A 25,483-nucleotide genomic window follows, 5' to 3' on the forward strand; every position below is an offset into this window, starting at 1 on the left:
ATTTGATTCATTAAGTGTAACCGGTTTCATATTCAGGAATGCGTTCCATAGAGCGGAACGATTATCGTCGTTGGCCCCAGTCGTCGGGTCGATGATAGCGGGGGGACTCCGATGACCGGCGTGACGACCGACGAGGCGGACGCCCGGCTCGCCGTCGAGGCGATCAAACGGGCCGACGCGCTGGCAGTGCTCGCCGACGGGGCTGTAACCAGAAGCGAACTGATGGACGCACTCGGCGTCTCCCGGACGACGGTCCACCGTCTCGTACGAGATCTGGAAGCGTCCGAGTTCGTGGTCGACGACGGGGGCACGTACGTCCTCACGGGCCTCGGTCGCACCGTCCAGCAGGCGACGGCCACCTACCGGGAGACGGTCGCGGCGTCGAGACACCTCGAACCGCTGCTCACAGCCCTCGAAGACTGCGACGTCGACCTCGACGTGACCGCGTTCGCGGACGCGCGAGTGACCGTCCCCCACAGCAGGGATCCGTACGCACCCGTCCACCGCTTCAGCGAGTTGCTCGGCGACACCGACTCGCTCCGCGGGTTCGACACCACGTCGATCGCCCCGACGTACGCAGACGCGCTCCGGGACCAGCTCGATGACGGGTTGTCGATCGAGTTGATCTACGAACCGGTCGTTCTCGAACTGCTGGTCGACCAGTACGCGGACCTCGCGGCGGTCGCGTTCGACCAGGAATCGATCGCCGTCCACGTCCACGAGGCGATTCCGTTCGGCCTCGCCCTCTTCGACGACCACGTCGGCGTCGGTGCCTACGACGAAGAAACCGGGCAACTGCTCGTGTTCGTCGACAGCGACGATCCCGACGCCATCGCGTGGGGAGAGACGCTCTTCGAGCAGTTCCGCGACGAAGCGATCGCGCGGTAGGACCACTCGCTGTAGCGCGGCGACTCGTCGATTTCGTCCGCACCGTCACCGGTCCCGACCGACGAACGCACCCGTCGAAACCGAACCGTCGCTCCGGCCGATCGATGCCGGTCGCACTCAGTTCGTCGAGAAGTCGACGAGTTCCATCGAGACGGTAGTCTCGCCCGCTTCGTAGTAGGCCACGTACGGCGCCAATCCGACCTCGGGCGAGATGCAACTCTCGTGGACGACCGCGCCGTCGACTTCGATCGATCCGGTGTAACACTCGACGCCAGCGTACGCGTCGATACCAGTCACCGCGGTCCGCATGGAGCCGTCCGGCGTCTGGACGGACCACTCGTTTCCGACCGCGAGCGTCTCGCCCTCGAAGTACCCGATCGTCGGCGAGAACAGCGAGACCATCAGGAACGCGCCCGCCGGCGAGAACGCGAGTTGACTCTGGATATCCGTCGTGGCGCCGGTCACCGTCGTCTCGTAGGAGGTCTCGCCGACGTCGTACGAGAGCGAGACGGTCGCCTCGTCGGCCGTCACGTCGGAGACGTCCCAGACGATCGTGCCATCCCCGTCTCCCTCCATGTATACGTCGTACGTGTAGGTGGCAGCCCGATCGTACTCAAACGCCTGCCACTCGGCTTCGGCGAGATCGTCCGCCGAGCCGCCGTTCGAACCCGGGTCGGTCGTGTCGCTTTCGTCGCCCCCGGGCGATGCGGCACCGTCGATCCCGGCGTTCGTACAGCCCGCCAGGAGAACCAGGCTGGCGAGACCGATCACGACGAGGAGTCGTCGCTTCGAGACGGAACGGTGCATACGATATCCCGGACCCCGGCGGCTAAATACGCACCTGCCGGAATTCGTTTCGCCACCCGAACGACGTTTCGGGATCCGAACGACGGGACACCCGACGGCTCCGCGTCATCCTCGCCGATCACCGGAGTGGTGAGCCACGTGGTCGTAGCCGACACGATACGGACGGTCACGCACAGGGATCTTCGCATACGTCACACTTCGTCTGCGGCCGACGGCGTAACCGCTCACGAGTGCACCGCCGATACCGAGACGACGTTCGATCCGATTGAGGCGAGATGTACGTCTCTCCAGAACGACGTTCACGGCGTGAACACGAATCGGCGTGCGTATCGGGAGCGACTGTATCGACAGCCGTGACCGCATCTGACAGCCATAGACGGGGATCCGCTCGTCGGCCAGGCCTCGTCGTGTGGGAACTGGTCCATGGAGTGGCGCCACTGGAGAGGGACGACACGTGAACCGGAGCGGGAATCAGAACTGGCACAGCGATGCCCAATAGACGCCACCGTCGATTGGAACCGAACCGCGAAGAATCGTCGTAGCGAAGTGTGACGAGCAGTACTCAGCCGACGAAGTCGATGTCGTCGTCATCCTCGACGTCGACATCGGAGTGTCCGCCTGCGTTCTGTCCACTGGGGGCACCCTGCCCACCCGCGGGCGGCTGACCGCCGGCCCCGCCGCCGACGCCCTGGGGCTGGACAGCCTCGCCGTCGGGCCGGCCGTAGATCTGCGGGGACGTGACGCCCGTGACGACGATCATGGTGCGCATGCTCCCTTCGAGCGTCTCGTCGATCGAGGTGCCCCAGATGATGCGCGCGTCGGGATCGATCCGATCGTAGATCTCCTCGACGACGCCCTCTGCCTCCTCGATGGACATGTCGTTGCCACCGGTGACGTTGACGAGCGCGGAGCTCGCACCGGAGATGTCCACGTCCAGCAGGGGCGAGCGGAGGGCCGTCTTGACGGAGTCCTCGGCCTTCGCTTCTGAGTCGGACTCACCGAGGCCGATCATCGCGACGCCACCTTTCTCCATGACGGTGCGGACGTCGGCGAAGTCCAGATTGACGAGGCCGGGTTTCGTGATGAGTTCCGTGATCCCCTTCACGGAGCGCATCAGGACCTCGTCGCTCACCTTGAACGCCTGGCGGACGGGGAGCTTGCCCACGGAGTCGAGCAGACGGTCGTTGGGGACGACGATGACGGTGTCGGAGACGTCGCGGAGGCGTTCGAGGCCGGCCTCGGCGTTCGTCCGGCGGACCTCGCCCTCGGCGGTGAAGGGCGTGGTGACGATGGAAATGGTCAGCGCGCCCGATTCACGAGCCGCCTTGGCGACCACGGGAGCCGAACCCGTCCCGGTGCCGCCGCCGAGGCCAGCGGTGACGAAGACCATATCCGAGCCCTCGATGGCGTCGTAGATGTCTTCCTGGCTCTCGAGAGCGGCCTCCTCGCCGACCTGCGGGAGCGACCCGGCGCCGCGGCCGGACGTCTTCTGTTCGCCCATGAGGATCTTGGTGTCCGCCTCGATTTCCACCAGGTGCTGGACGTCCGTGTTCGCGGCGACCAGTTTCGCCCCGTGGATGCCCTCCTCTTCCATCCGGTGGACCGTGTTCCCGCCGGCACCCCCGCAGCCGACGACCGTGATGTCCGTCTGGAGGTCCTGGAGGACGTCTTCGAGTTCTTCGTCCGTCATCGTACCCGACGTGTTCGCCCCGTCCGACACGGGTTCGGGGTCGTCCGAAACGGGGTCCCCCCGCGACTCGGGCGCCCCCGATTCGGCCTCGTCGATGGCATCTTCGACTATCGAATCCATTCTTGAAACGGTCTTACGAGCCAATCATTATCATCGTTTCCCCCAACGTCATGCACGCGTCTGACGCCAACCCGTACCGCCCACTGTCGTTCAATTATCGACACTGGCCTGTTAGCTCAGCCGTAGCCACCAGCAAACCGTATTCGTCGCGAGACCGTCGATGCACAGTCGGTGCAGCGCTCCCGTTCGAGGCGCGTACCACCGTCCGTTCGGTCACAGGACCGCTCGGTCACAGCCGAAACCGGCGGGTCGTCCGCTCGTGGACGGCCTCCGGTTCGATCTCCTCGCCGTCGACGGTCACCGATTCGCCGGCCGCCAGCCGTCCGTACAGCGGCCCCTCGGGGACGCCCAGATCGCGAGCGTGCGACGGATCGAACGTCACCGCCTCCACCTCGACGACGGCGTCGTCGACGGCGACGCGCTCGTACCCAGGGCGAAGGATAGCAGCGAGATCGTCGACGATATCCCGTGGCAACCCGCCCGGCGTTCGTCCCCCATCGATCCCGGTCGGGATCGCCGCACGGTCGCCGAGGCGGCTGCCGCCGTTGGATGTCTCGACCGCCACGACGTTGCCCGCGACGACGTCCCACGTCCGGTCGGGATCGATTCCCTCCGCCGTCGCGACGAGGTCCGTCGGCAAGGAAACGACGTCGAACGCGTCGGTCTCCCGGTCGCCGAATCGAACGCCGTCTGCGATCGGTCCCAGGTCGGCTTCGACGGCGTCGACCAGCGACAGCGGTCGGTCGCCGACCTCGCGCACCCAGGCCTCGCTGACGGCCCGGAATCCCAGGTCCTCGATCGTCTCCCGGAGATCGGGCTTCGTCCCCTCGACGACGGCGACCTCGGAGTCGGTGGCCGCGAACGCGTCGCGAACGACGGACTCCACCGCGCCCCCGTCGTCGATTTCGTCGAGCCCCCAGTCGGCCGCAATGTGGCCGACGGCCCACGGCGTCTCCCGGACGATGCGTTCGAATCGCGGGACGTAGTGGCCGCCGCCGAACCCGACGAGCTGACGCGGCCGCTCGGTCACCGGGTCCGTTCGGTGCGGGTCGACGCCCCGCAGATCGAGGATGGCGCGAGCCACCGCCTCGGCGCCGGCCGGGTCGTCCCACTGTTCGTCGTCGCTCCCCAGTTCGGCGAACACCGACGGACACCCGACGTCGGTCGGACCGTGGTGGGTACACTCCATTCCGACGTCGTACCCGGGCGGCGCGTGCCGGTCGTACGCGCCAATCAGCTCCGCGAGGGCGTTCGGTGCGGCGTCGGCGAACGCGTTCGGTTCGCCGCCGAACTCCGCGGGACCGACGTTACCAGTGAAGTGGGCCGTCAGGAGCGGTCCCGTCTCGCCGGAGTGGCGCGAGGCGAAGACGAGGAGGTCGGGCTCCTCGCTGAACGCCGCGGCCGGCTCGACGAGGTCGAGGTGGAGCGCCTCGAACGAGCGGAGTTCGAATCCGTCCGTTCGATAGTACGCCCCGCCGCCGTCGGCGTCGGGGCGCGTCTCGTCCTCGTGAGCGTCCCACGCAACGAGAGCTCGAAGCTGGTCACAGATGTGCACCGACGCCCGATCGGCGCGGCTCTCGACGATCGCGATCACGTGTGTACCTGTGAGTGGACTCACCGAATACTCGTCGGTTCGGCGACGATCGTCACACCTGTAGGGGCGCCCCCTCGGATCGTCCCCTTCCTGTCGTCCGGGATTTCTCCCCGATCCGAGAGTGTCGACACCGACCCTGTTAACTGCGACCCGTGCCCACTCGACGTATGGACGTCTACGGCCTTCTGGGAAACCCCGTCGGCCACTCGCTCTCGCCGCCGATGCACGAGGCGGCGTACGAGGCCCACGAGATGGACGCGACCTACGTCACGTTCGAACCCGATCAGGACGCGCTCGACGGCGCGATCCAGGGCGCCACTGCGCTCGGAATTGCTGGACTGAACGTCACGATTCCGTTCAAGGAAGAGGCGATCGACCACGTCGAGCCGGACGATCTGGCGACCCGTATCGGGGCTGTCAACACGATCGCGTTCCCCGAAGGCGACTCGGCGGGAGCCGACGACCGGGACGCGGTCGCCCGGCCGATCGGACACAACACCGACGCGACCGGTGCCGTCCGCGCCCTTCGCGAGCGAGGGTTCGCCGACCGCCAAGACTCACTCGACGGTGCCACAGCGGTCGTCGTCGGTGCGGGCGGCGCCGGCCGGGCGATCGCGTTCGGTCTCGCAGACGCCGGCGCGACCGTCCGCGTGGCCAACCGGACCGTCGAGCGGGCGACGACGCTCGCGAGCGAGGTGCCCGGGGCGTCCGGCCGCGGCCTCGACGATCTCTCGTCCATCGTCGACGATGCCTCGGTCCTGGTCAACGCGACCAGCGTCGGGATGGAGTCCGACGAGTCGATCGTCCCCCGATCGGCGTTGCACGACGAGCTGGTCGTGATGGACGCCGTCTATCGCCCGCTCGAGACTCGCCTCGTCCGGGACGCCGACGCGGTCGGCGCGACGACCGTCGACGGTAGCTGGATGCTCCTCTACCAGGGGGCAGCGGCGTTCGAACGCTGGACTGGACTGGCTGCCCCGGTCGACGCGATGCGACGCGCACTCCGGAGTGCGCTGTGACGTGATTCCCCCGGCAGGGATCGGGATGGGACGGCCTCGGACGGCTCGCTACCGTAATCGAACGATTTTAGCCGACCACCCGTGTACCGTCACGATATGGCACTCCTGGAGAAGCTGAAGTCCCTGTTTGGTGTGGGGGGCGGCGGGTCCGATCGACCCGATCGGGACGGTGGTCGATCCACCGGGTCCGGGTCGACGGCGTCAGACTCGACGCGACGCACCGGACGCGAGGCACCGCCACCGATGAGTAGCCGCGAGCGCGACGAGTCGACCGGCGACGAGTCGGCCGAACCGACCACCGACGACGGCGAGTCCGACGAGGAGGGTGGTGACGCCGCCGCGGCCAAGAGCGAGTCGACGGGCGTCGACAGCGACGCCGGAACGACCGACGAGGAGACGGATACCGACGACAGCGTCGGCGATGACGGCGATACGGGCGGGGACGCCGAGGACGGCGACGAAGACGATACGGGCAGCGGCGAAGACGACAGCGTCGGCGGCGAGGAGGCCGACGGTGAAGACGATACGGGCGACGGCGAGGGAGCCGTCACGGAGGCGATCGAAGAGGCCGAACCGGACGACCGGTCCGATGGCGCAGACGCCGCGGGTGTCGCCGCAGGAACCGACGCTAGCGGGTCGACCGGGACGATCTCGCGCGTTCCCGACGAGGACGAGGGTGCCGCCGAACCGGGTGAAGCCGTCAGCCCCGACGAAACCGACGCTGCGCCCACGACCGAGAAGACGACCGACGCCGAACCGGAGCCGATGGAAGTCGAGAGCGAGCCAGTGACCGAGATCAAGGGCATCGGTCCGGCGTACGGCGACCGCCTCGCCGACGCCGGCGTCGACTCGACGCTCGACCTGGCCGAGAGCGATGCCGACGAACTCGCCGCGGAGACGGACATCGCCGCCTCGCGCATCGAGGAGTGGATCGATCGCGCGAACGACCGGTAACGCGAAACGGTGCCTCGGTAGTGTACCGACCGGTACCGCGAAGACAATACCCGGTCGTGCGAACGACTCGTTCTCCGGTCGCTCGTCCCGAACGAGCGCCGCTTGCGCCCCTGTATTCGTCGCGGGTCCGCGGCCGACGACCGCGACGACGGCCGTTCGAGGCCTGAATCGGGCGTCACAGCGCAGACGGTCGGTGTCGGCGGAGCGGAGAGCTGTCCATCACGGCCGGTACCGTAAGAGGATTGACCCGGGTGTCCGTCTGTGCCCGTATGACTGAGCCGCGCGTGGTCACGACGCTCGAGGCGGTCAGAGCGGCCGCAGCGGCCGCGTCGCCTGGGACGCGAATCCCCGTGGAGGTACGCCTCACCGTCGACGACCCGTTCGACGCCTATCGTCGCGCCCGGGACGGCCCCGGTGGGGCGTTCCTCGAGACGACGGGCGGGCAGGCCGGCTGGGGATACTTCGGCGTCGAACCGGTCGAACGCCTGACCGTACGCGATCCGGCGGAGCCGATCGAGCCGTCGGCCGACTCACCGACACTGGCGGCGCTCGACGGCGTTCTCGGCGGTGAATCGCTGGCCCGGCCGCCGGAGGATGACTCCGTTCCCTACCCGTGCGGGGCGATCGGCTGGCTCTCCTACGACGTCGCGCTCGAACTCGAAGCGCTGCCGAACGACGCGGTCGACGACCGCGGCCTCCCGCGGCTCGAACTCGCCGTCTTCGATCGACTGGCCGCGTGGACGGCGCCGGTCGACGGCCCCGTCACGCTGCGCATCTCTGCCTGTCCGCGGCTCGAGCGGGAGGAACCGTCCGCCGGCGGAGCGGAGACGGCACCCGCGACGAGGGATACCGCCCCGGACGGAGATCCCGCGGCGACACTCTTCGAACGCGGGCGCGAGCGGGCGCTCGAACTCGCGACGGCCATCCGAGACGGGGATCCGGGTATCGAGCCGCCGCCGGTCGACGCGACCGACGCCACGTTCGAGAGCGAGTGCGGACGGAGCGCGTTCGCCGATCGGGTCCGTCGGATAAAGGCGTCCGTCCGCGACGGTGAGACGTTCCAGGCGAACGTCTCGCAACGCCTCACGGCCCCCGCTTCCGTCCACCCCGTCGCGGCGTACGACGCGGTCCGTCGCGTCAACCCGGCACCGTACTCGGGGTTACTCGAGTATCGATCGGCCGACCTCGTGAGCGCGAGCCCGGAACTCCTGCTAGAGCGCGACGGCGACCTCGTTCGAACCGAGCCGATCGCCGGCACTCGTCCGCGAGGCCGGACGACCGCCGAGGACGAGGCACTTTCGGCCGAGTTGCGGACAGACGAGAAAGAGCGCGCAGAACACGCCATGCTCGTCGATCTCGAGCGCAACGACCTCGGAAAGATCTGCGAGTACGGGTCCGTCGAGGTCGCCGAGTACCGTCGAATCGACCGCTACGCCGAGGTGATGCACCTCGTCTCCGACGTCCGCGGCCGCCTCCGCGCCGACGCGACGCTCGCAGACGCCATCGCGGCGACGTTTCCCGGCGGGACGATCACCGGCGCGCCCAAACCCCGGACGATGGCCATCGTCGACGAGGTGGAGGCGACGCGGCGCGGACCCTACACCGGTAGCGTCGGTCTGTTCGGGTTCGACGGCCGGGCGACGTGCAACATCGTCATCCGGACGCTCGTCCGGCAGGCCGATGCGTACCACCTCCGCGTCGGCGCCGGCATCGTCCACGACTCCGACCCGGAACGTGAGTACGACGAGACGCTCGACAAAGCACGCGCGCTCCTGACCGCGATGGACGAGGCGCTCGGCGAACGGGCTGCGGTGACCGTCGACGCCCGCGACCGGGGGTCGACCGATCGGACAGGACGGGCGGACGGAGGTGCGTCCGAGTGACTGGGGCCGCCGGTGCGTCCGGAGCTGACCGCCCGTCACCGGGTCGAATCCTGGTCGTCGACAACTACGACTCGTTCGTCTACAACCTGGTGCAGTACGTCGGGGAACTCGCCGACGACGTACTCGTCCGACGAAACGACGACCTCACACTCGCCGACGTAGCGCGGCTGGATCCGGACGGGATCGTCGTCTCCCCGGGGCCGGGAACGCCTGCGGACGCGGGGATCTCGATCCCGCTGTTCGCCGAGACCACCTACCCGATCCTCGGCGTCTGTCTCGGCCACCAGGCGCTGTGTGCGGCTCACGGAGGCGCGGTCGGCCACGCTCCCGACGTCGTCCACGGCAAACCATCAGTGGTCACCCACGACGGCGACGGCATCTTCGCCGGCCTCCCCGAACGCTTCCAGGTCGGACGCTACCACTCGCTGGCCGTCGATCGAGCCGACGTACCGGCGCCGTTGATCGAGACGGCGACGACGGACGAGGAGTGCGGTGTCGTGATGGCCGTCCGCCACCGCGACAGACCGCACGTCGGCGTGCAATTTCACCCGGAGAGTATCCTGACACGCAAGACGACCGGCGACGAGGGGCGCGGGGCCGTCGCGTCGCACGGCGAGACGGGGAGCGGCACCGAACCGGACGGGACCAGGGCGATTTCGCTGTCGATCGGTAGACGCCTCGTCGCCAACTTCTGTGCGATGGCCACCGCGAACCGGGCGGGGGAGCGACCGTGACCGGAACTTCGGGGTCCGACACGATCCTGTACCACGTCGACGGCGAGCTCGTCCCCGTCGACGAGGCGACGGTCAGCGTCGACGACCGGGGATTTCGCTACGGCGACGCGGCCTTCGAAACGCTGCGCGCCTACGGGGGCACGGTCTTCGAGTGGGACGCCCACGCCGACCGATTGGACCGAACCTGTGAGACGCTCGGTATCGACCACGGCCTGGATCGGGGCGACCTGCGGGCGCGCGTCGACGAGACGCTCGCGGCGAACGGCCTCGCGGACGCGTACGTTCGCCTCTCGATCACGCGCGGCGTCCAGCCAGGGAAACTGACGCCGCACCGAGCCGTCGACCCGACCGTCGTCATCTGGGTGAAACCGCTCCCGCGGGGCGGCGTCGGCGGTAGCGACGTCTGGGACGGCCCCGCGACCGTCCAGACGGTCGAGACCCGCCGGATTCCGAACGACGCGCTCCCGGCGGCCGCGAAGACCCACAATTACCTGAACGGCATCCTCGCCCGGCTGGAACTCCGGGGAACGGGCGCCGACGAGGCGCTGTTGCTCGACGGGGACGGCCACCTCACCGAGGGGGCGACGTCCAACCTCTTCTTCGTCGACGGTGGCGTACTCAAAACGCCCGCGACCGACGGCCCGGTGCTGCCGGGAATCACCCGTCGCGTCGTTCTCGACCTCGCCGGGGACCTGGGCGTTCCGACGGCCGTCGGCGCGTACGGACGGTCCGCCGTCGAAGCGGCGGACGAGGTGTTCCTGACCAACTCGACGTGGGAACTCAGGCCGGTCGCACGAGTCGACGGCACGCCCGTCGGCGAGGCGGACGGATGTGGTGGACCGGCACAGGACCCGACCGATCGCGTGGACCACGAGGTCGTCGACCCCGGGCCGGTGACCGGTCGACTCCAGTCCGCGTTCGATCGACTGGTCGAGGAGTGCTGTTACTGAGCGGAGTCGTGTGGGTCGGTCGGCGATCGACGGACGGGTCGGGTCACGGCTCGCCGGTGTCGGGAGACCCGTCGTCGAACGCGGGAACGACGAGATCGCGCTCCTGATCGTACACGAGGAGTCCGGCGTCGACGAGGCGCGGGAGGTGGTCGTGATAGATCGAGATGTAGATCTCGGTGACTCGCTCCGGACTGATCTCCGGGAGCGGTCGTCCGTGCTCCCGAACGGCCACCTCGTCGGCGACGTCGGGCAGCGTGATGGCTTCCCCCTGCTCACGGACGACGCGGAGGACGTGACGCCGGCGCTCGTTCGAGAGGATATCGAGGGTCTGCGAGGTGGGGGCTTCGGGAGCGCCGTCCGGAAGCGTATCGAGCAGGGCTCGCGTCAGATCGATCGTGTCGGGTACCTGAGTCGTCATAGCTCGTGGGGGTCCGACGAGGTCGTCACTCCGGGTCGATAGCGGCGCCGGTAACCTCCGCCGGGTTCGTGCGTGGAGACTCCGCGGCCACTGATATGAGTGTCGGTAACGATCCGTTCGAAGAACCGGACACTCGGTCTACAGCGACGGCGGGTTCCGAGTACTGCGATCGGATACGGGTCCGGCGACAGGATGTCCAGTCTACGCCGAGCCCACTCGGTCGACGACGATCGTCGGTTCGGAGACGCCCTCGTGTTTACACGATGGACACCGAGACGGTCGATTGAGGAGGTCGTCGAAGTCCTCGAACCCACACTCAGAACACGTCGGTGGTGCGACGAGCAGCCGTTCGTCGGTGTGTTCGAGACTTTTCGAGAGGTGCTCGGCGTGTGTGAGGACGGTCGACGGCGAGAGGGAGAATTCGCGACCGAGTTCGGTGGGCGTCCCCGGTTCCTCTCGAAGGCGGTCGGCGAGTCGACCACGCGTCGTCGCTTCGGTCTCGACCATGCGAGCCGAACGGAGCGGACGGGCTTACGCGTTTCCGTCGTCCGGCCAGGCGAGGCCGAAGCGATCGACCCCGGAGCAGACGCGCGTCCAACCCCCGGAGCAAACACGCGTCCGACACCACGGAGGAGACGCGCGTCCGACCCCCGGAGCAGACACGCTTTTCAGCGTCCGTCGCTTAGGCCGGATCAGATGGACTCCGCGGCCCTGCTCAACCTGCTCGGGAACGAGAACCGCCGGCGGATCCTTCGGCTTCTCTCGCGGAAACCGTGCTACGTGACCGAGATCTCCGAGTACCTGGGCGTGAGCCCCAAGGCTGTGATCGAACACCTCCGAAAGCTAGAGGAGGCGGGCCTCGTCGAGAGTCGAACCGACGACCAGCGGCGCAAGTACTTCCACATCGCCCGCAACGTTCGTCTCGAGGTCAATCTCTCGCCGTACGGCTTCGCAAGCAAGAGTGCGTATCCCGAGGGGACGAACGTCGACATCACGAGCTGTCGCCACCTCAGCCTCGACGTGGATCGCGAGGACGACGACGCGCTCTCCAGCCTGCTCGCCACGTTAGAGCGACTCGAGCGACTCGAGAACGAACTCTCACTGGCACAGCGGTGGGTGCAGGGCCAGCTCTGTGAGGTCCTCGACGAGATCTCCGAGGCGGTCGGCTCCAACGGAGATAGCCGAGTCTACGCGGATCTCCTCGCGAGTATCCGCCGCGAACCCAAGAGCGTCAGCGCGATCAGCGACGACCTGGACGCTCCGAGAGACGTCGTCGCCGAACTCCTGGAAGCCATGGCCGACCAGGGCCTCGTGCGGCGGACCAAACGGGGCTGGGAACTGACACAGCAATCGACCATCGCGTGACCGGGTATCCCGACGACGAGTGAACGATCCCGTCATCGGGCGAACGGACCGGAAAACCACTTCTGTCGATCCGCACGACTCACGGCTCACACCTCTCGCGAGAGACCGTCGCGAAGGTCGCGCCCGAAGTAGTACCCGATCAGACAGGCGAGCACGCTGGCCCCGACGCCGACCAGCACGATTCGATCGCCGACACCGCCCAGAACGAGCGGGAGGTAACTCGCCAGTGCCGTCAGCGCGCCGACCGCGCTGCCCGCGGCCGTCATCTCCGTGTACCGTCGTTTCGACGTCGCGACGCCGATGACGAAGGCGACGACGAACAGGCCGAGCAGTGACCCACCGAACGGGATCGGCACCATCCCGCCGCCGACGTACCCGACGCCGAGGGCGACGAGGAGGCCGACGAACGCGCGTGGCGAAAAGTACGAAGAGAGACCGACGGTCGGAACCGACGGCCGGAGACGAGAGAGCCACGACCGATCGGTCGTGGCCGCTCCGGTCGACGGCGAGGCGTCAGCCGATCGACCCGCGTCGGGATCGGTCGACGTCCGTCCGTCGCCGGTGTCGCGGGACCGACCCGCATGGGAGTCGGCCCTACCGCTCGCCCCGGCTCCGGACGCTCCGCCCGTCTCGGAGAGCAGATCCTCCGTCTCCGCGAGGAGTTCCTCCGTCGATCGCGACTCCGAGATCGTCTCCTCGGACTCTCCGGCCATGCCGGTACGTTCGTCCCCGGACGGGATGTTTGTTTCTCTTCACGCGACCGTCCGATCCGCTCGCAGCGTCGGGTCGGGTTGTGCCGGACCGGAACGGTCCACGTACCGCCACAATGTGTCGATTGGGGCCCACCGCTACACCGTCGAGTGCTGTCCACCGGTAGATCGATCGGTGAGTATAGGGGCGCGTGCGCCGGTGGTGGAGACATGGAGTGGGTGTTCGCTGTCGTGATCGGCCTCGTCGGCTACGCGAGTGCCGTGGTCGCGGGCGGACTCGCCCTGACCATGGAGCGCGGGCCCGAAACCGACGGGGCGCTGTTCGGCGCGGTTCGGCTCGTCGGCCTCGTGATCGCGCTCCTCGGAGCCGTGTTCGGGACGGTTCTTCTCGGCTACGGACTCCTCGCGCCTCTCTGAGTCTCGGTCGCTGTCTGCCACCCGCCGGTGGCGGCCAGTCGAAGAGGTGGGTTCAAGTCCGCGCGTCGACAAGCGACGGGTATGAATCCAGGCGACCGAATCCGCGTCGAAGGATCGGATCGCACCGTCGAGGGCGTCTGTCTCCCCTCGAGTACGCCCGAGCACCTCGTCGTCAAACTCGACGGTGGGTACAACGTCGGCATCGAGCGCGAGTCGGCACGCGTCGAGGTGCTCGACACCGACGTCCACGCCGTGGGACGCACCGAGAGCGACGACGTCGACGACGGAGACGAACCGGCCTCCGAGGTCGCGTTCGACGACTCGCTCCCGACGATCGCACTGCTCTCGACCGGCGGCACCATCGCCTCGACCGTCGACTACCGGACCGGCGCCGTGACGGCCCAGTTCGACGCCGAGGACGTACTTCGCGCCGTGCCCGAACTCGCCGGGCGGGCGAACTACCGCGGGCGTGTCGTCTCGAACATCCTCTCAGAGAACATGGAGCCGTCGATCTGGCAGGACCTCGCTCGGGCCGTCCACGAGGAGATCGACGCCGGCGCCGACGGCGTCGTCGTGATGCACGGCACCGACACCATGCAGTACACCGCCGCCGCGCTCTCGTTCATGCTCGAGACGCCGGTTCCGATCGTCTTCACGGGTTCGCAGCGCTCGGCCGACCGCCCCTCCTCTGACAACGTCATGAACGCCGTCTGCGCGGTCGAAGCGGCCAAGTCCGACTGTGCCGAGGTCCTCGTCTGCATGCACGCGACCGAGTCCGACGACGGCTGCGCGCTCCACCGCGGCACGCGCGTTCGAAAGAATCACACCTCACGCCGGGACGCCTTCGAGACCGTCGGAGCCGACCCCCTCGGCACCGTCGACTACGAGACGGGCGAGGTCTCGCTCGACGGCGAGTACCGGGCGCGAGACGCCATCGAGCCGGAACTCGCCGAGGGACTCGACGCCGAGGTCGACCTGCTGAAATTCGCCCCGGGGATGGATCCGGCGTTCCTCGACGTCGCCGAGGGGAACGCGGGACTCGTCCTCGAAGGCACCGGCCTCGGACACGTCCACACGGACCTCGTCCCCCGCATCGAGGCGCTCGTAGACGACGGAACGACCGTCGTCATGACCAGCCAGTGCCTCGACGGGCGCGTCTGCGACCGCGTCTACGACACCGGCCGCGACCTGCTAGACGCCGGTGTGGTCGAAGCCGGCGACACCCTGCCGGAGACCGCACTCGTCAAACTCATGTGGGCGCTCGAAAACGCCGACGACGTCGCCGAGTGCATGCGCGACTCCGTCGCCGGGGAACTCCAGGAGCGGTCGGTCCCCTGGACCTGAGCGCCCGCGGTCTGCCGTCCGCGTTCCCAACGCGCCATGGCGGTCCCACCCGATCGGTACGCGGGCGCGAACGGTATCGACCGACTCGCCACCACACTCGACTCACCGGCGTTCCACACACACACACACATATCCGAAGGACGGACGTCCCACCATGACCCGAACCACCGACATCGAAATCCGACGCGCAACGCACGACGACTACGAGGGCGTCGCCGCCGTCACCCGCGACCTCTGGGACGACCGCGGCGGCGACTACCTCCACCACGTCTACCACGACTGGCTGGAAGACGAGGGTGACGACACCAAGCGAACGTTCCTCGCGACCGTCGGCGACGACGTCGCAGGGATCGTCCAGGCGGTCATGCTCTCGCCGGACGAAGCCTGGTTCCAGGGCATGCGGGTCAACCCCGCGTACCGCCGACAGGGCGTCAGCCGCCGGCTCAACGAGGCCAGCTTCGACTGGGCGGTCGAACGGGGCGCGACCGTCGGGCGACTGATGACGTTCTCCTGGAACGTCGCCGCCCTCGGCGCCGCCCGTGCCGGCGGGTTCGCCCCCGAAACGGAGTTCCGCTTCGCCCAGCCAGCTCCGGATCCCGACGCCGACGGCCCGCACGTCGTCTCGACGGATCCGGACGCAGCCTGGCGCTTCTGGACGACGAGCGACGCCCGGACCCACCTTCGCGGACTCGCCCTCGATACCGACGAATCCTGGGCAATGTGCGAACTCACCCACGACGACCTCGTCACCCTCGCCGACGACACTGCCGTCTTCGCCGTCGACGGCGACACCGGCGTCTCGGGAATGGCCTACCGCAGCCGCGACTACGAGCGCGAGACCGACGACGGCGAGACGATCCGCTGGGCGGAGTACGGCGTCGGCGCCTGGGCCGACGTGCCCGCCGCGAAGTCGCTCTTCGCCGCCATCGCCCGCGACGCCGCCTCGATCGGCGCCGACAGGACGCGCGTCCTGATCCCCGAGACCGTCACCGCCGTCAGCGACGCCTCCTACGCCGGCGCCGACCTCTCCGACGAACCAGACTTCGTCCTCGGCATCGACCTCACGGGCCGCTAACCGACCTTTCCCACTGCGACCTTTTACCCTGTCGTTCGGAAGACGTGGAGCATCTTCCGTGATGACGAGAGTCGCGAAGCGCCTCTCGAACCACGTTCGTACCCCGCCGGGAGCGCGACAGCGCTCCACGGCGGGTTGACACCCGGTAAAAGGTCGATCAAAAGCACTCCTCCTTCCTCGCCGCTCGCTTCGCTCGTGTCTCACGGTTTCACCGTTCGACTTCTCGCGGCGCATTCGCGCCGCGCTTTCTGAGTCAGTCGTCGGCCCGCTCGCTCACTGCGTTCGCTCGCGGAACGGATGACTATACCGCACACAGAAACTAGGCGCGTCGCGAATTCGCAGCCATTCGAGACTCAGCATCCAGCGGATCACGGCTCAACCGATTCAGAACCCGTCCGCCGAACGAACTACCCGCCGCTGACCGGCGGAAACATCGCGAGTTCGTCGCCGTCTTCGAGCGTCGTCTCCAGCCCGTCCTCCCGGGTGTGGATTTCGGCGCCGTTGCGGAGGACATTTATCCCGTCACCGAGCTGGCCATCCTCGTCGAGGACGCGCTCGCGAAGGTCGTCACGACCGTCGAGGAGTGCGTCTAGCGCGTCCTCGACTGACTCCCCGGGTTCGACGTCGACGGCCACGTGTCTGTCGCCGGCGCGTTCGGCCAGGTCGGCGAACAGCTTCCACTCCATACCGCGCCTTCCGTCCGGGAAGAAAAGTACTTACCGTTCTCGTGTGGCGATTGTTCGCTCGATCGGTCACCGAACGGAGCCACATTCGACCACGACGCGACGGCGACGCGAGACGGCCGCCTTTTTGTGGTGGACGACGAATCCGCGGCTATGACACAGCCACACCTGCTGGTCGACGAGGGAGACGTCCACGATCTCGCGCTCGTACCCGGCGATCCAGGACGGGTCGACCGCATCGCGAGTCACTGTGACGAGGCCGAGACGATCGCCGAGAACCGCGAGTACCGGGTCGTCAACGCGACCTACGAGGGTCGCGACCTCACCATCTGTTCGACGGGGATCGGCTCGCCGTCGGCCGCGATCGCGATCGAAGAACTCGCCGCCGTCGGTGTCGAGACGGTCGTCCGGGTCGGAACGACGGGCGCCCTCCAGGCGGACCTCGAGATCGGCGATATGATCGTCGCGAACGGCGCGGCGAAGGACGAGGGCACGACCAAGCGCTACGAGGACGAGACGATCCCGGCCGTTCCCGACTACGAGGTCCTCTCAGCGGTCGTCGACGCCGCCGAGGCCGAATCGGAGGACGTTCAGGTCGGTCCCGTCGCCACGGACGACGCGTTCTACGCCGAGACGGACGCGTACGTCACCGCCTGGGAAGAGGCGGGTATGCTCGCCGTCGAGATGGAAGCGGCGGCCATCTTCACGCTCGCCCGCCGGAAGGGCCTGCGCGCCGGGGCCATCTGCACCGTCGACGGCAACCTCGTCGAGGGAACGCAGAAGGGCTCCGACACCGAAGACGAAGAGCTCCCGGAAAAGGCGAAGAACAACGTCGCCCGCGCCATCGACATCAGTCTGGACGCGGCGACGCGGTTGTAGCGTCCCGGGTCGACCCCACAGATCGACGTCGAGTCGCTCGCGCTCGACGTGACGACGAGGTCGCCAACGGAATCCGGGCGGCGGTAGCGAGCTGTGACCGCGGCCCCGCTACGTTCGCGACGCCAGATATCCGGCTCTGCTCTCCGTCACCAGGTAGCCGAGCGCTGTGAGTGCGATCACGCCGAGGGCGATCGTCCTGACGGAGAGCGGACCGACGGCCGAACCACCGACGAGGGCGATAGCGGTCGCCGACAGCAGGACGACGGTGAGTGCTCCGACGTAGCGCCACCGGGATTGGACGGGAACGAGACCGTCGTCGTGACGAACGGCGAGATAGAGGTGGGCCCCGCCGAGCGCGACGCCGTACACGGCGACGGCGAAGACGATCCCGTTTTCATCGTCCAGCGGGACGTCCGCGTACCCGGCGGTCAGGAGCGCACCGATGGCGAGCACGACTGCCGCGAACTGAACGCGCGTATCGCGAGAGACCATACGTCACCGTTCAGCCCACAGCCACTAATCATTACTGGTCATACACGAAAGTTCCGGAATTATGGGGCAGGACGAACTCGCGGCAGAAGACACGACTGGGATCCTACACGACCAGCGACAGCATGTAGAGGTTGACGATGGCCGCCGCGCCCCACGGGAGCGCGAGCGCGGCGGGCACGATCGATCGGTACGCCGGTGCGACGAGGCCCCGACAGGCGACGGCGATGGCGACTGCCCCGGCTTTCAACGCCAGCATGCCGACGACCCCCCAGCCGTCGATGGCCGATCTGGCGATGGGATTCGACTCGGAGAGCCCGAGGTGGAGGCCGACGATCGTCGTCACGACGTCGCCGACCAGGACGACGACGACCACGCCCCACAGGACGCGCTCCGTGTCGGACGCGGTCGGCATCGCCGGCCAGTCGAGAGCGTGCTGCGTACGACTGCTCATGGCAGACACCTCGTCGGACTCGAACCGATCGCCGGGTCCACGACGGCACGCTCGGGTCGCGGAGCCGAGCCGGGTCCACCGCTACCCCGAAGTGACTCGTCCGAGCGGGCCACACCTCGTCGGATAGTTATCCCAGTGATACGGCCGCAACGGCGGCGCTAGTCGGTGCGTACGAGATGAGCGTCGAGCCGCGGGACTCGGTAGGAGGGAGTTACCCGTTGTGCAACCGGGAGCGGAGTCACCCCTACGGAGGTAGCTCCAGAAAGACGTGGAAAACGGTGTCGCGTGGACGGATCGGGACGGGACAGTGAGTTGGGTCGGACGGAGTGTGGGTGCCGGCTACAGGACCGTCCCGTGTTTCTTGCTCGGGAGTTCCTTCTCGACGTCTTCGTAGAAGGCGAATCGGTTGGCGAGTTCGATCCGCAGTTCGCTCGGCGGGACGATCTCGTCGATGACGACCTCGCTGGCCATCCGGTGGATGTCGATGTCCTCGCGGTACTCCTCGCGAAGTTCGGCCTCCATCTCGGCGCGCTCATCGGCGTCGTCGATCTCGGAGAGTTTTCGGGCGTAGACGGCGTTGATCGCGGCTTCGGGCCCCATGATCGCGATCTCGCCGGAGGGGAGGCCGATGACACTCTCGGGTTCGTAGGCCGGGCCGCCCATGGCGTAGATGCCGGCGCCGTAGGCCTTGCGCACGACGACCGTCTGCTGGGGCACCGTCGCCGAGGAGGTGGCGTAGATGAACTTCTTGCCCTTCTCCAAGATCGCGTCCTTCTCGACCTGCGAACCAGCCATGAATCCCGGCGTGTCACAGAGATAGAGGATCGGGACGTTGAACGCGTCCGACTTCCAGATGAACTCGGCGGCCTTCTCGGCGGCGTCGGGGAAGATCGCGCCCGCGCGGTGGTTCGGCTGGTTGGCCACGATGCCGACCGGCCGGCCGTCGATCCGGGCGTAGGCCGTGATGATCTCCTTGCCGTAGTCCGGGCTGAGTTCGAAGTACGACCCCTGGTCGACGACGCGGTCGATCAGGTCGACCATGTCGTAGCCGCGATTCGGTTCCTGCGGGACGATCGAGTCGATCCCCGCCGGCGACGCGGCCGGCCCTCGACCGGGCGTCTTTGGTGGTTGCTCGTCGGCGTTGTCCGGCAGGTAGGTGATCAGCTGGGAGACGAGTTCGCGGGCGTGTTCTTCGTCGCGGGCCACGAGGTCGGCGCTGCCCGACTGGCGGGCGTGCACCGACGCGCCGCCCAGTTCCTGCATGCTGATCTCCTCGCCGGTGACCATCTGGACCATCCGCGGCGAGGCGATTGCCATCGCGGACATCCCCTCGACCATGATCGTGAAGTCGGCGAAGACCGGCGTGTACGCGGCGCCGGCGATACACGGGCCGTAGAGCACGCAGATCTGCGGGACGCGCCCCGAGAGCATCGAGTGGTTGTAGTAGTACTTGCCGATACCCTCCCGATTGGCGAAAAAGCCCGTCTGCTGGTCGATCCGGCCGCCCGAGGAGTCCATCAGGTACAGCACCGGCTGGCCGGTCTTCAGCGCGCGCTGTTGCATCCGGAGGAACTTCTCGACGCCCTTGGCGGCCATCGACCCGCGCTTGACCGTGTAGTCGTTGGCCATGAAGTGGACGTCCCGGTCCTCGAACGTCGCTGCGCCGGTGATGAGGCCGTCCGCGGGCAGTTTGTCGTCGGCATCGAACTCGGCGAACCGGCCGTCCTCGAAGAGGAAGTCGTTGCCGTCGCCGGTGAACCAGAGGTCGATCCGATCGCGGACGAACAGTTTGTCCTCCTCGGGCAGTTGCTCCTTGTACTTCTCCGGGCCGCCCGCGAGGATCTCGGCGATCTCTTCGCGAAGGGTCTCTTCGCGGTCCGTCGGCCCCAGATCGTCCGCCGGCGGGGTGACCGTACCGGTCGTCCCGCCTGTCCCAGGTGGCGAGTCGGTGTCACCAGCGGCGTCCTCGACCGCGGCCGGCTCGGCGTCGTCACCGACGTAGACCGAGACCTCACCGCCGACGTGCTCGGCCATCGCCGACGCGATTGCTTCGGCCTCGTCGGCCGACGCGTCCGCCCCGATGCGTACTTTCATGTCGCCATCTGCGGGGGTCGACGCCAAACCGTTTTCCATTCGTGCTGGTCACGGCTGGAGGGATTTCACCGCCCGCGCTGTAGCCCGGTGGCCCGCACCTCGCAAGCACAACTGCCACCGAGTCGGCCATCCTCTCCCCGCCGACCCGATAGCCCGGGCTGGAACCGATGACCGACCGAGAGCCACCCGACGAACGGGACCGCCAGTCACCCGACGAACCGACCACCGCGACCGATCGCGACGGCGATCCGTCGAGTGAGTCGACGGCACGTGCCGCAGGTCGGTTCGCCTCCCGGCGCTCGGTCCTCGCGTCCGTGGGGAGCGTCGCCGGTGCACTCGGCCTGACGCGAGTCCTCGGCGTGGACCGAGTCCTCGATCCGCCGGAGGGGACCGTCTCGGTCGAGACCGCTCTCGTCCACCCTGGGTCTGGCGACGGCAGGATCGATCCATCGGCGATCCAGTACCGGACCCGGACGGTGCCCGCCGACTGGCGAGCGCGCGTCGAGGTAGCCTTCGACCTCCACGACCGGCTGCTCGCGACGCGCCTTCCGGGCTATCTGAACAGCGCCGTCGTCCCCGGTCCCTACGAGGACGGAACCGCCCGGATCTCGATCCACGCCAACCCCGGCGAGCTCGGCGCGATTCCGCGGACGATCGGTGAACTGGTGTCGACGCTCGACATCGAGTGGCACGGGCTCTTCGAGGGAATCGGCGTGCGAGTCGAGCGGACCGAGGTGATCGACGACATTCGAGACGCCGACGTCGAACGCGAGGCTCACCTCGCGCTCGCTCGGTCGATCGACCCGGTTCCCGGCGGCGTTCGCTGCCAGACCGGGGACCACGCGGCGACGCTCACGCCAGCACTGTACGATGCGGACGGACACCCGACCTTCGGGACAGCCTTCCACGCCTTTCGAGACGAGGAGCGATTTCACGGGACGGCGATCACGGTGCCGATCGACGGGCCCTCGGAGCCGGAGACCGTCGGCCACGCGTCGGCGGCGCTCGCAGACAGCGACGTCGCGATCGGGACACCAACGAACGGCCACACGCCGGGAAGCGTGCTGGGCAATCGAGGCCAACTGACGATCCGCGGTCAGCTCACGCGCTGGGGACTAGCAGACCGCGTCGCCCGTTGCGTCACCCTCGCGAAAGTCGGCGGTTCGACCGGCTACACGAGCGGCCCGATTCACGGCATCGACGCCGCCACCTGTGTGACGGCCGACGGTTGCCGACTGGGACAGGTGACCTGGGGGACCGAATCCACCCTCGGAAATGGCGACAGCGGCTCCGTCACCGTCGATCCGGATCCGGCCGGTGTCGACGGCGCACTCGTCGCCTCGGTCAACAGCGCCCGAACCTGGTGGCCGGGACAGAACCACTGCTGGGGGATCGCGGCCCACGCACTCACCAGCGCCCACGGTTATCACTTCTGAGACAATGTCCGACGCCCTGTCGCTCCGGCGGATCGGCGTCGCGCTCTGGCGACTCGCGTGGCTCGCACTGACGGTGACCGGCTGGGTGGTCGGGCTCACCCTGCTGTTCGTCTCGACCGGTTGGCCCCGCTGGGCGTTCTACGTCGCGGTGATCGGCGGGACCATCGCCTTCGCGAGCCTCGGGGCGGCGACGGGGAGTGTCACCGGACCCGCGGACAGCTGACCGACCCGGATTTCGAGGGCGGGTAGCGCTTTATCGGCACAGGCGGTGTATCGTGTGCTATGAGGTACCTCGTGGCTGTCGACGACTCCAATCCCGCCGACCGCGCCCTGTCGTACGCCGCCGAGATTAGCGCAGCGATGGACGCCTCACTCACCGTCGTCCACGCGGTCGATCCGGCCGTCTACGACGTCGGCGGTAGCGAACCGATCGCGGCCCTCTCGGACGCCGACCAGCGACTGATCGTCGAGAACATCGCGGACACGGAGACCAGAGGACAGGCCATCCTCGACTCGGCACTCGAAACGATAGACGGGGTCGACGCCGAAGGAGAACTCCTCTACGGCGATCCCGACGTGGTCATCACCGACTTCGCCGACGAACAGGGGTTCGACACTATCTTCGTCGGCCACCAGGGACGGTCACGTCGCGCCGAGGCCATGCTCGGCAGCGTCGCGAAGGCGGTCGTCGAACGGGCGACCGTTCCGGTGACCGTCGTCCGCTGACCGGTCCGTGAGGGGACGGGCCGTCGACGGATGGCTATGGCGACGTGTCGTCACGTTTGCGAGCTACGGTGAGGTGTCGTCGCGCGCGCTGGCGACGGCCTGCTCCAGCGCGAAGCTGGACGAGGAGACGATGTCACCGATGCCGACCGTGCCGGCCGGGTCCGTGACGACGCGGTTCGGACACGCAACGACGGTCGGCGAGCAGAGCGCACCGTCGTCGGTCGGTTCGCCGACGTGCGCGGCGAGTCGGTCGATCGCCTCGCGGCCCGCCGCCGATCGCTCGTAGGTGAGCCCGGTCTCGAGATCACTGGACGAATCGATGTGACCTCGCGCTGCCTTGCTCGCCGCGTTGACCGCGGCGAACGCGAGTCCGCGGCGGACGGCGTCTGGCGACAGATAGTCGTCCATCACGGCGAGGTGGTACTGCATCGCGTGGAGGCGCAGGCAGGCGACGTCGAGTTCGTCGAGCAAGGCCGAGCACATGCGGTAGTGGGCGACGATCTCGGTCGCCTCGAACGGTGGCCCCTCGCTTGGGCGGTCGTCGACCACGTCGAGTCCGGCGTCGTCGGCGAGCATCGACAGTTCGTGCGCGTCGACGCCGACGACGTCCGCTTCGGGAAGGATCCACTCGTAGATGCCCGCTCTGAGAGCGTCGTCGTGGGTCACCGCGTACTCGACGTGGACGGAGACGTCGCCGCCGGTACGGAGTCGGCGGATCACGTCCCGGGCGTGGCGCAGCGTCTCGTCGTAGCCGGCCTCGACGTGGTCGGGCGTGAGGTTGTGGTACCCGGCGAGCAGCGCCCCCTCGACGGCGGCGCCGACCTGATCGATCGCATCGTCCAGATCGCCCGTTACGAGATCGAACTCCGGCGGTCGCGAGGCGGCGATGAAGCGCGTGCCCTCGGTCGCACGCACCCCGAAGAGTTCGTCCCCGGCCCCGAACTCGAACACCCAGTTGATCTTCGTTCGGTCCGCGTCGACGGCCTCGGACAACGGAATCAGGCGAACGCGGTCGTCCTCTACGCGGGGGTACCGGACCCTCTCGGGGTGGTCGAACTGAGACAGCTGTCGCTCCGAGAGCAGGTAGGTGTACGTGACCGGCGCCGCGCCCAGCGCGGTGAGCAGGTTCGTCATGATCCCGGTCTGGCCGCCCATCTGCTGGGAATCGGGGGCCAGTTCGGCTTCGAGCGTCGCGGCGAGGGAGTCGGTCATGGCGACCTCGTCCCCCGTCCCCGTCGCCATCGTGTGCGTGATCGCGGTCGCGAGGTCGCGCGTCGACGCGAGCGGGCTCGGCGGGGCCTCGGTTCCCAGGTCGGCCGGGCGCGGCAAGAACGACGCCAGAGACTCGCCGACGCGAACGATCGCGTCGACGTTGGCGTTGTACGCCACGAACACCGGCACGTTCTCGAGCGCATCGATGTCGGCGTTCAGCTGGGCACGGGCGTCGGCCATCTCGGATTCGACGTCATCGCCTAGCAGGATAACGATGTGCGTCGGTCTCTTCAGCGAGCGACTGATGGATGTCGATCTCTCCAGCGAGGAGACGGCGGGTGTCGGTCCCCCAGCAAGGGGCGGTGTGCGGTAGTCGCGCCGCCAGGGCAACCCGTTGGGACGGGTGAAAGGTTTACCACCGGCGTCGTGGGAGTCGAACGACCGAGAGATCAATGCGACCGGACAACGTCGTCGCGTGGATCCGACCGGAGCGGACGAGTCACGCCTCCGCCACATCGAGCGCCCCGCGGAGGACGGAGCGATGAACGTGATCGTGCTCGCCGGCGGGTACGCCTCGCGGTTGTGGCCGATCACGAGACATCGGCCGAAGATGTTCCTGCCGCTCGGGAAGACGACGGTGATCGACCGGCTCTACGCCGAACTCGAACGGTGCGATCGAATCGAGACGGTGTACGTCAGTACGAACGAGCGATTCGCCGGCGACTTCGAGGCCCACTTGGCCGAGACGGCCTACGACAAACCCCGCCTGTCGATCGAAGCGACGCGAGCGGAAGCCGAGAAGCACGGCGTCGTCGGCGGCCTCGCACGACTCGTCGAGCGCGAATCGATCGACGACGACGTGCTCGTTGTGGCTGCGGACAACGTCTTCGACTTCACGGTCGATGCCTTCATCGAGTTCTTCGACCGCCGGCGAGCGCCGACCGTCGCCGCCTACGACGTCGGCTCGACGGATCGAGCCACCGACTACGGCGTCCTCGCGGTCGACGACGAGCGCGTGGTCGAGTTCGTGGAGAAACCCGACGAGCCCCCGGGGACGCTCGTCTCCGTCGGGTGTTACGCCTTCCCCCGGGAGACGTTGGCGACACTGCGGACGTACCTCGACAGCGGGAACGATCCGGACGAGCCCGGCTGGTTCGTCGAGTGGCTCCACCCCCGCGAACCGACGTACGCGTTCTCGTTCTCGGGAACCTGGTTCGACGTCGGGACGCGGGGGAGCTACCTCGACGCCGTCGACTGGCACCTGGACGGCGGTTCACTGGTCGCCGACTCGGCGTCCGTCGAGAACTCGTCGATCGGCCGCGGCGTTCACGTCATGTCGAACGCGACCCTCGTCGACGCCGACGTCGAACGGGCGGTGGTCTTCCCGGACGCGACGCTCTCCGGGACGACCGTCCGGCGGTCGATCGTCGACGAAGGGGCGTCGCTCGGCGACCTCGACGTCGTCGACGCGATGGTCGGAGCGTACACGCAGCTTCCGGGCGAGAACACGGAAGCGTGACGAGGTGACCGACCCAATTCGAT

The 25,483-nt window shown here is 68.0% G+C and carries 26 protein-coding genes; 15 read left to right on the plus strand and 11 right to left on the minus strand.

All coding sequences use genetic code 11. The features are described 5' to 3' along the window. Positions 1-111 precede the first annotated feature (111 nt). Entirely contained in the window at positions 112-888 is a 777-nt protein-coding gene (locus tag NO366_RS18275) for a helix-turn-helix transcriptional regulator (protein WP_256532219.1), read from the plus strand. Between the two features lie 117 nt (positions 889-1,005). On the opposite strand, the gene NO366_RS18280 is transcribed toward NO366_RS18275, so the two are convergent. From NO366_RS18280 to NO366_RS18290, 3 genes are all read right to left on the minus strand, one after another. Next, positions 1,006-1,695, minus strand: a complete 690-nt coding sequence (locus tag NO366_RS18280; protein WP_256532220.1) for a hypothetical protein — start codon at positions 1,693-1,695, stop codon at positions 1,006-1,008. 562 nt (positions 1,696-2,257) lie between these two features. Beyond that, positions 2,258-3,505, minus strand: a complete 1,248-nt coding sequence (gene ftsZ, locus NO366_RS18285) for a cell division protein FtsZ (RefSeq protein WP_256532221.1) — start codon at positions 3,503-3,505, stop codon at positions 2,258-2,260. Between the two features lie 229 nt (positions 3,506-3,734). Next, positions 3,735-5,123: a D-aminoacyl-tRNA deacylase gene (locus tag NO366_RS18290; protein ID WP_256532222.1), complete on the minus strand. Its 1,389-nt coding sequence runs from the start codon at positions 5,121-5,123 to the stop codon at positions 3,735-3,737. Between the two features lie 143 nt (positions 5,124-5,266). On the opposite strand from NO366_RS18290, the gene NO366_RS18295 reads away from it, so the two are divergent. From NO366_RS18295 to NO366_RS18315, 5 genes are all read left to right on the plus strand, one after another. Next, complete coding sequence (locus NO366_RS18295) at positions 5,267-6,118, plus strand: shikimate dehydrogenase (RefSeq protein WP_256532223.1); 852 nt, start codon at positions 5,267-5,269, stop codon at positions 6,116-6,118. Positions 6,119-6,214: 96 nt separating this feature from the next. Next, entirely contained in the window at positions 6,215-7,072 is an 858-nt protein-coding gene (locus tag NO366_RS18300) for a helix-hairpin-helix domain-containing protein (RefSeq protein WP_256532224.1), read from the plus strand. 269 nt (positions 7,073-7,341) lie between these two features. Continuing rightward, the gene (locus NO366_RS18305; protein ID WP_256532225.1) at positions 7,342-8,955 is read left to right on the plus strand and encodes an anthranilate synthase component I family protein; all 1,614 of its coding nucleotides are present in this window, start codon (positions 7,342-7,344) and stop codon (positions 8,953-8,955) included. Next, positions 8,952-9,689, plus strand: coding sequence for an anthranilate synthase component II (locus tag NO366_RS18310; protein WP_256532226.1), 738 nt, complete (start codon positions 8,952-8,954; stop codon positions 9,687-9,689). The genes NO366_RS18305 and NO366_RS18310 overlap by 4 nt, the downstream gene beginning before the upstream one ends. Then, the gene (locus NO366_RS18315) at positions 9,686-10,639 is read left to right on the plus strand and encodes an aminotransferase class IV (protein ID WP_256532227.1); all 954 of its coding nucleotides are present in this window, start codon (positions 9,686-9,688) and stop codon (positions 10,637-10,639) included. Before NO366_RS18310 ends, NO366_RS18315 begins: the two co-directional genes overlap by 4 nt. A 43-nt stretch (positions 10,640-10,682) precedes the next feature. On the opposite strand, the gene NO366_RS18320 is transcribed toward NO366_RS18315, so the two are convergent. Both NO366_RS18320 and NO366_RS18325 read right to left on the minus strand, forming a co-directional pair. Continuing rightward, positions 10,683-11,057, minus strand: a complete 375-nt coding sequence (locus NO366_RS18320; protein WP_256532228.1) for a DUF7344 domain-containing protein — start codon at positions 11,055-11,057, stop codon at positions 10,683-10,685. A gap of 201 nt (positions 11,058-11,258) precedes the next feature. Continuing rightward, a complete protein-coding gene (locus NO366_RS18325; protein ID WP_256532229.1) occupies positions 11,259-11,564 on the minus strand; it encodes a transcriptional regulator in 306 nt (101 codons plus the stop codon). Between the two features lie 189 nt (positions 11,565-11,753). Between NO366_RS18325 and NO366_RS18330 the strand changes: the two genes are divergently transcribed. Further along, positions 11,754-12,422, plus strand: a complete 669-nt coding sequence (locus NO366_RS18330) for an ArsR/SmtB family transcription factor (RefSeq protein WP_256532230.1) — start codon at positions 11,754-11,756, stop codon at positions 12,420-12,422. Between the two features lie 86 nt (positions 12,423-12,508). Here the strand turns inward: NO366_RS18330 and NO366_RS18335 are convergent, their stop codons facing one another. Continuing rightward, positions 12,509-13,135: a hypothetical protein gene (locus NO366_RS18335; RefSeq protein WP_256532231.1), complete on the minus strand. Its 627-nt coding sequence runs from the start codon at positions 13,133-13,135 to the stop codon at positions 12,509-12,511. A gap of 207 nt (positions 13,136-13,342) precedes the next feature. Between NO366_RS18335 and NO366_RS18340 the strand changes: the two genes are divergently transcribed. From NO366_RS18340 to NO366_RS18350, 3 genes are all read left to right on the plus strand, one after another. Then, the gene (locus NO366_RS18340; protein WP_256532232.1) at positions 13,343-13,549 is read left to right on the plus strand and encodes a hypothetical protein; all 207 of its coding nucleotides are present in this window, start codon (positions 13,343-13,345) and stop codon (positions 13,547-13,549) included. Between the two features lie 81 nt (positions 13,550-13,630). Next, positions 13,631-14,893, plus strand: a complete 1,263-nt coding sequence (gene gatD, locus NO366_RS18345; protein ID WP_256532233.1) for a Glu-tRNA(Gln) amidotransferase subunit GatD — start codon at positions 13,631-13,633, stop codon at positions 14,891-14,893. A gap of 154 nt (positions 14,894-15,047) precedes the next feature. Continuing rightward, positions 15,048-15,968, plus strand: coding sequence for a GNAT family N-acetyltransferase (locus tag NO366_RS18350; RefSeq protein WP_256532234.1), 921 nt, complete (start codon positions 15,048-15,050; stop codon positions 15,966-15,968). 407 nt (positions 15,969-16,375) lie between these two features. On the opposite strand, the gene NO366_RS18355 is transcribed toward NO366_RS18350, so the two are convergent. Next, entirely contained in the window at positions 16,376-16,654 is a 279-nt protein-coding gene (locus tag NO366_RS18355) for a ubiquitin-like small modifier protein 1 (protein WP_256532235.1), read from the minus strand. A 150-nt stretch (positions 16,655-16,804) separates the two neighbouring features. Here NO366_RS18355 and NO366_RS18360 point away from each other — a divergent pair, with 150 nt between their 5' ends. Further along, on the plus strand, positions 16,805-17,530 hold the full coding sequence (locus tag NO366_RS18360; RefSeq protein WP_256532236.1) for a nucleoside phosphorylase: 726 nt from the start codon (positions 16,805-16,807) through the stop codon (positions 17,528-17,530). Between the two features lie 108 nt (positions 17,531-17,638). Here NO366_RS18360 and NO366_RS18365 read toward each other — a convergent pair whose 3' ends face one another. From NO366_RS18365 to NO366_RS18375, 3 genes are all read right to left on the minus strand, one after another. Beyond that, the gene (locus NO366_RS18365; protein WP_256532237.1) at positions 17,639-18,022 is read right to left on the minus strand and encodes a hypothetical protein; all 384 of its coding nucleotides are present in this window, start codon (positions 18,020-18,022) and stop codon (positions 17,639-17,641) included. A 103-nt stretch (positions 18,023-18,125) separates the two neighbouring features. Further along, on the minus strand, positions 18,126-18,473 hold the full coding sequence (locus NO366_RS18370) for a DUF5658 family protein (protein WP_256532238.1): 348 nt from the start codon (positions 18,471-18,473) through the stop codon (positions 18,126-18,128). A 339-nt stretch (positions 18,474-18,812) separates the two neighbouring features. Further along, positions 18,813-20,567, minus strand: a complete 1,755-nt coding sequence (locus NO366_RS18375) for an acyl-CoA carboxylase subunit beta (protein ID WP_256532239.1) — start codon at positions 20,565-20,567, stop codon at positions 18,813-18,815. A 167-nt stretch (positions 20,568-20,734) separates the two neighbouring features. On the opposite strand from NO366_RS18375, the gene NO366_RS18380 reads away from it, so the two are divergent. From NO366_RS18380 to NO366_RS18390, 3 genes are read left to right on the plus strand one after another with little or no spacing between them, the layout of a single operon-like run. Then, positions 20,735-22,003, plus strand: coding sequence for a hypothetical protein (locus tag NO366_RS18380; protein WP_256532240.1), 1,269 nt, complete (start codon positions 20,735-20,737; stop codon positions 22,001-22,003). 4 nt (positions 22,004-22,007) lie between these two features. Further along, positions 22,008-22,226, plus strand: coding sequence for a DUF4175 domain-containing protein (locus tag NO366_RS18385; RefSeq protein WP_256532241.1), 219 nt, complete (start codon positions 22,008-22,010; stop codon positions 22,224-22,226). A gap of 59 nt (positions 22,227-22,285) precedes the next feature. After that, positions 22,286-22,729, plus strand: coding sequence for a universal stress protein (locus NO366_RS18390; protein ID WP_256532242.1), 444 nt, complete (start codon positions 22,286-22,288; stop codon positions 22,727-22,729). A 63-nt stretch (positions 22,730-22,792) separates the two neighbouring features. Here NO366_RS18390 and NO366_RS18395 read toward each other — a convergent pair whose 3' ends face one another. After that, a complete protein-coding gene (locus NO366_RS18395; protein ID WP_256532243.1) occupies positions 22,793-24,181 on the minus strand; it encodes an ADP-dependent glucokinase/phosphofructokinase in 1,389 nt (462 codons plus the stop codon). 301 nt (positions 24,182-24,482) lie between these two features. On the opposite strand from NO366_RS18395, the gene NO366_RS18400 reads away from it, so the two are divergent. After that, positions 24,483-25,460, plus strand: coding sequence for a nucleotidyltransferase family protein (locus NO366_RS18400; RefSeq protein WP_256534050.1), 978 nt, complete (start codon positions 24,483-24,485; stop codon positions 25,458-25,460). The last annotated feature ends 23 nt before the right edge of the window (positions 25,461-25,483 follow it).

This window comes from Halovivax cerinus (assembly GCF_024498195.1).
Lineage (GTDB): Archaea > Halobacteriota > Halobacteria > Halobacteriales > Natrialbaceae > Halovivax > Halovivax cerinus.

What these genes read in the sequence shown, in the direction of transcription:
- NO366_RS18275 (WP_256532219.1), top strand. Translation starts at nt 112, where the DNA reads ATGACCGGCGTGACGACCGACGAGGCGGACGCCCGGCTCGCCGTCGAG.
- NO366_RS18280 (WP_256532220.1), bottom strand. Translation starts at nt 1,695, where the DNA reads ATGCACCGTTCCGTCTCGAAGCGACGACTCCTCGTCGTGATCGGTCTC.
- ftsZ (WP_256532221.1), bottom strand. Translation starts at nt 3,505, where the DNA reads ATGGATTCGATAGTCGAAGATGCCATCGACGAGGCCGAATCGGGGGCG.
- NO366_RS18295 (WP_256532223.1), top strand. Translation starts at nt 5,267, where the DNA reads ATGGACGTCTACGGCCTTCTGGGAAACCCCGTCGGCCACTCGCTCTCG.
- NO366_RS18300 (WP_256532224.1), top strand. Translation starts at nt 6,215, where the DNA reads ATGGCACTCCTGGAGAAGCTGAAGTCCCTGTTTGGTGTGGGGGGCGGC.
- NO366_RS18305 (WP_256532225.1), top strand. Translation starts at nt 7,342, where the DNA reads ATGACTGAGCCGCGCGTGGTCACGACGCTCGAGGCGGTCAGAGCGGCC.
- NO366_RS18320 (WP_256532228.1), bottom strand. Translation starts at nt 11,057, where the DNA reads ATGACGACTCAGGTACCCGACACGATCGATCTGACGCGAGCCCTGCTC.
- NO366_RS18325 (WP_256532229.1), bottom strand. Translation starts at nt 11,564, where the DNA reads ATGGTCGAGACCGAAGCGACGACGCGTGGTCGACTCGCCGACCGCCTT.
- NO366_RS18330 (WP_256532230.1), top strand. Translation starts at nt 11,754, where the DNA reads ATGGACTCCGCGGCCCTGCTCAACCTGCTCGGGAACGAGAACCGCCGG.
- NO366_RS18335 (WP_256532231.1), bottom strand. Translation starts at nt 13,135, where the DNA reads ATGGCCGGAGAGTCCGAGGAGACGATCTCGGAGTCGCGATCGACGGAG.
- NO366_RS18340 (WP_256532232.1), top strand. Translation starts at nt 13,343, where the DNA reads ATGGAGTGGGTGTTCGCTGTCGTGATCGGCCTCGTCGGCTACGCGAGT.
- gatD (WP_256532233.1), top strand. Translation starts at nt 13,631, where the DNA reads ATGAATCCAGGCGACCGAATCCGCGTCGAAGGATCGGATCGCACCGTC.
- NO366_RS18350 (WP_256532234.1), top strand. Translation starts at nt 15,048, where the DNA reads ATGACCCGAACCACCGACATCGAAATCCGACGCGCAACGCACGACGAC.
- NO366_RS18355 (WP_256532235.1), bottom strand. Translation starts at nt 16,654, where the DNA reads ATGGAGTGGAAGCTGTTCGCCGACCTGGCCGAACGCGCCGGCGACAGA.
- NO366_RS18360 (WP_256532236.1), top strand. Translation starts at nt 16,805, where the DNA reads ATGACACAGCCACACCTGCTGGTCGACGAGGGAGACGTCCACGATCTC.
- NO366_RS18365 (WP_256532237.1), bottom strand. Translation starts at nt 18,022, where the DNA reads ATGGTCTCTCGCGATACGCGCGTTCAGTTCGCGGCAGTCGTGCTCGCC.
- NO366_RS18370 (WP_256532238.1), bottom strand. Translation starts at nt 18,473, where the DNA reads ATGAGCAGTCGTACGCAGCACGCTCTCGACTGGCCGGCGATGCCGACC.
- NO366_RS18375 (WP_256532239.1), bottom strand. Translation starts at nt 20,567, where the DNA reads ATGAAAGTACGCATCGGGGCGGACGCGTCGGCCGACGAGGCCGAAGCA.
- NO366_RS18380 (WP_256532240.1), top strand. Translation starts at nt 20,735, where the DNA reads ATGACCGACCGAGAGCCACCCGACGAACGGGACCGCCAGTCACCCGAC.
- NO366_RS18385 (WP_256532241.1), top strand. Translation starts at nt 22,008, where the DNA reads ATGTCCGACGCCCTGTCGCTCCGGCGGATCGGCGTCGCGCTCTGGCGA.
- NO366_RS18390 (WP_256532242.1), top strand. Translation starts at nt 22,286, where the DNA reads ATGAGGTACCTCGTGGCTGTCGACGACTCCAATCCCGCCGACCGCGCC.
- NO366_RS18395 (WP_256532243.1), bottom strand. Translation starts at nt 24,181, where the DNA reads ATGGCCGACGCCCGTGCCCAGCTGAACGCCGACATCGATGCGCTCGAG.
- NO366_RS18400 (WP_256534050.1), top strand. Translation starts at nt 24,483, where the DNA reads ATGAACGTGATCGTGCTCGCCGGCGGGTACGCCTCGCGGTTGTGGCCG.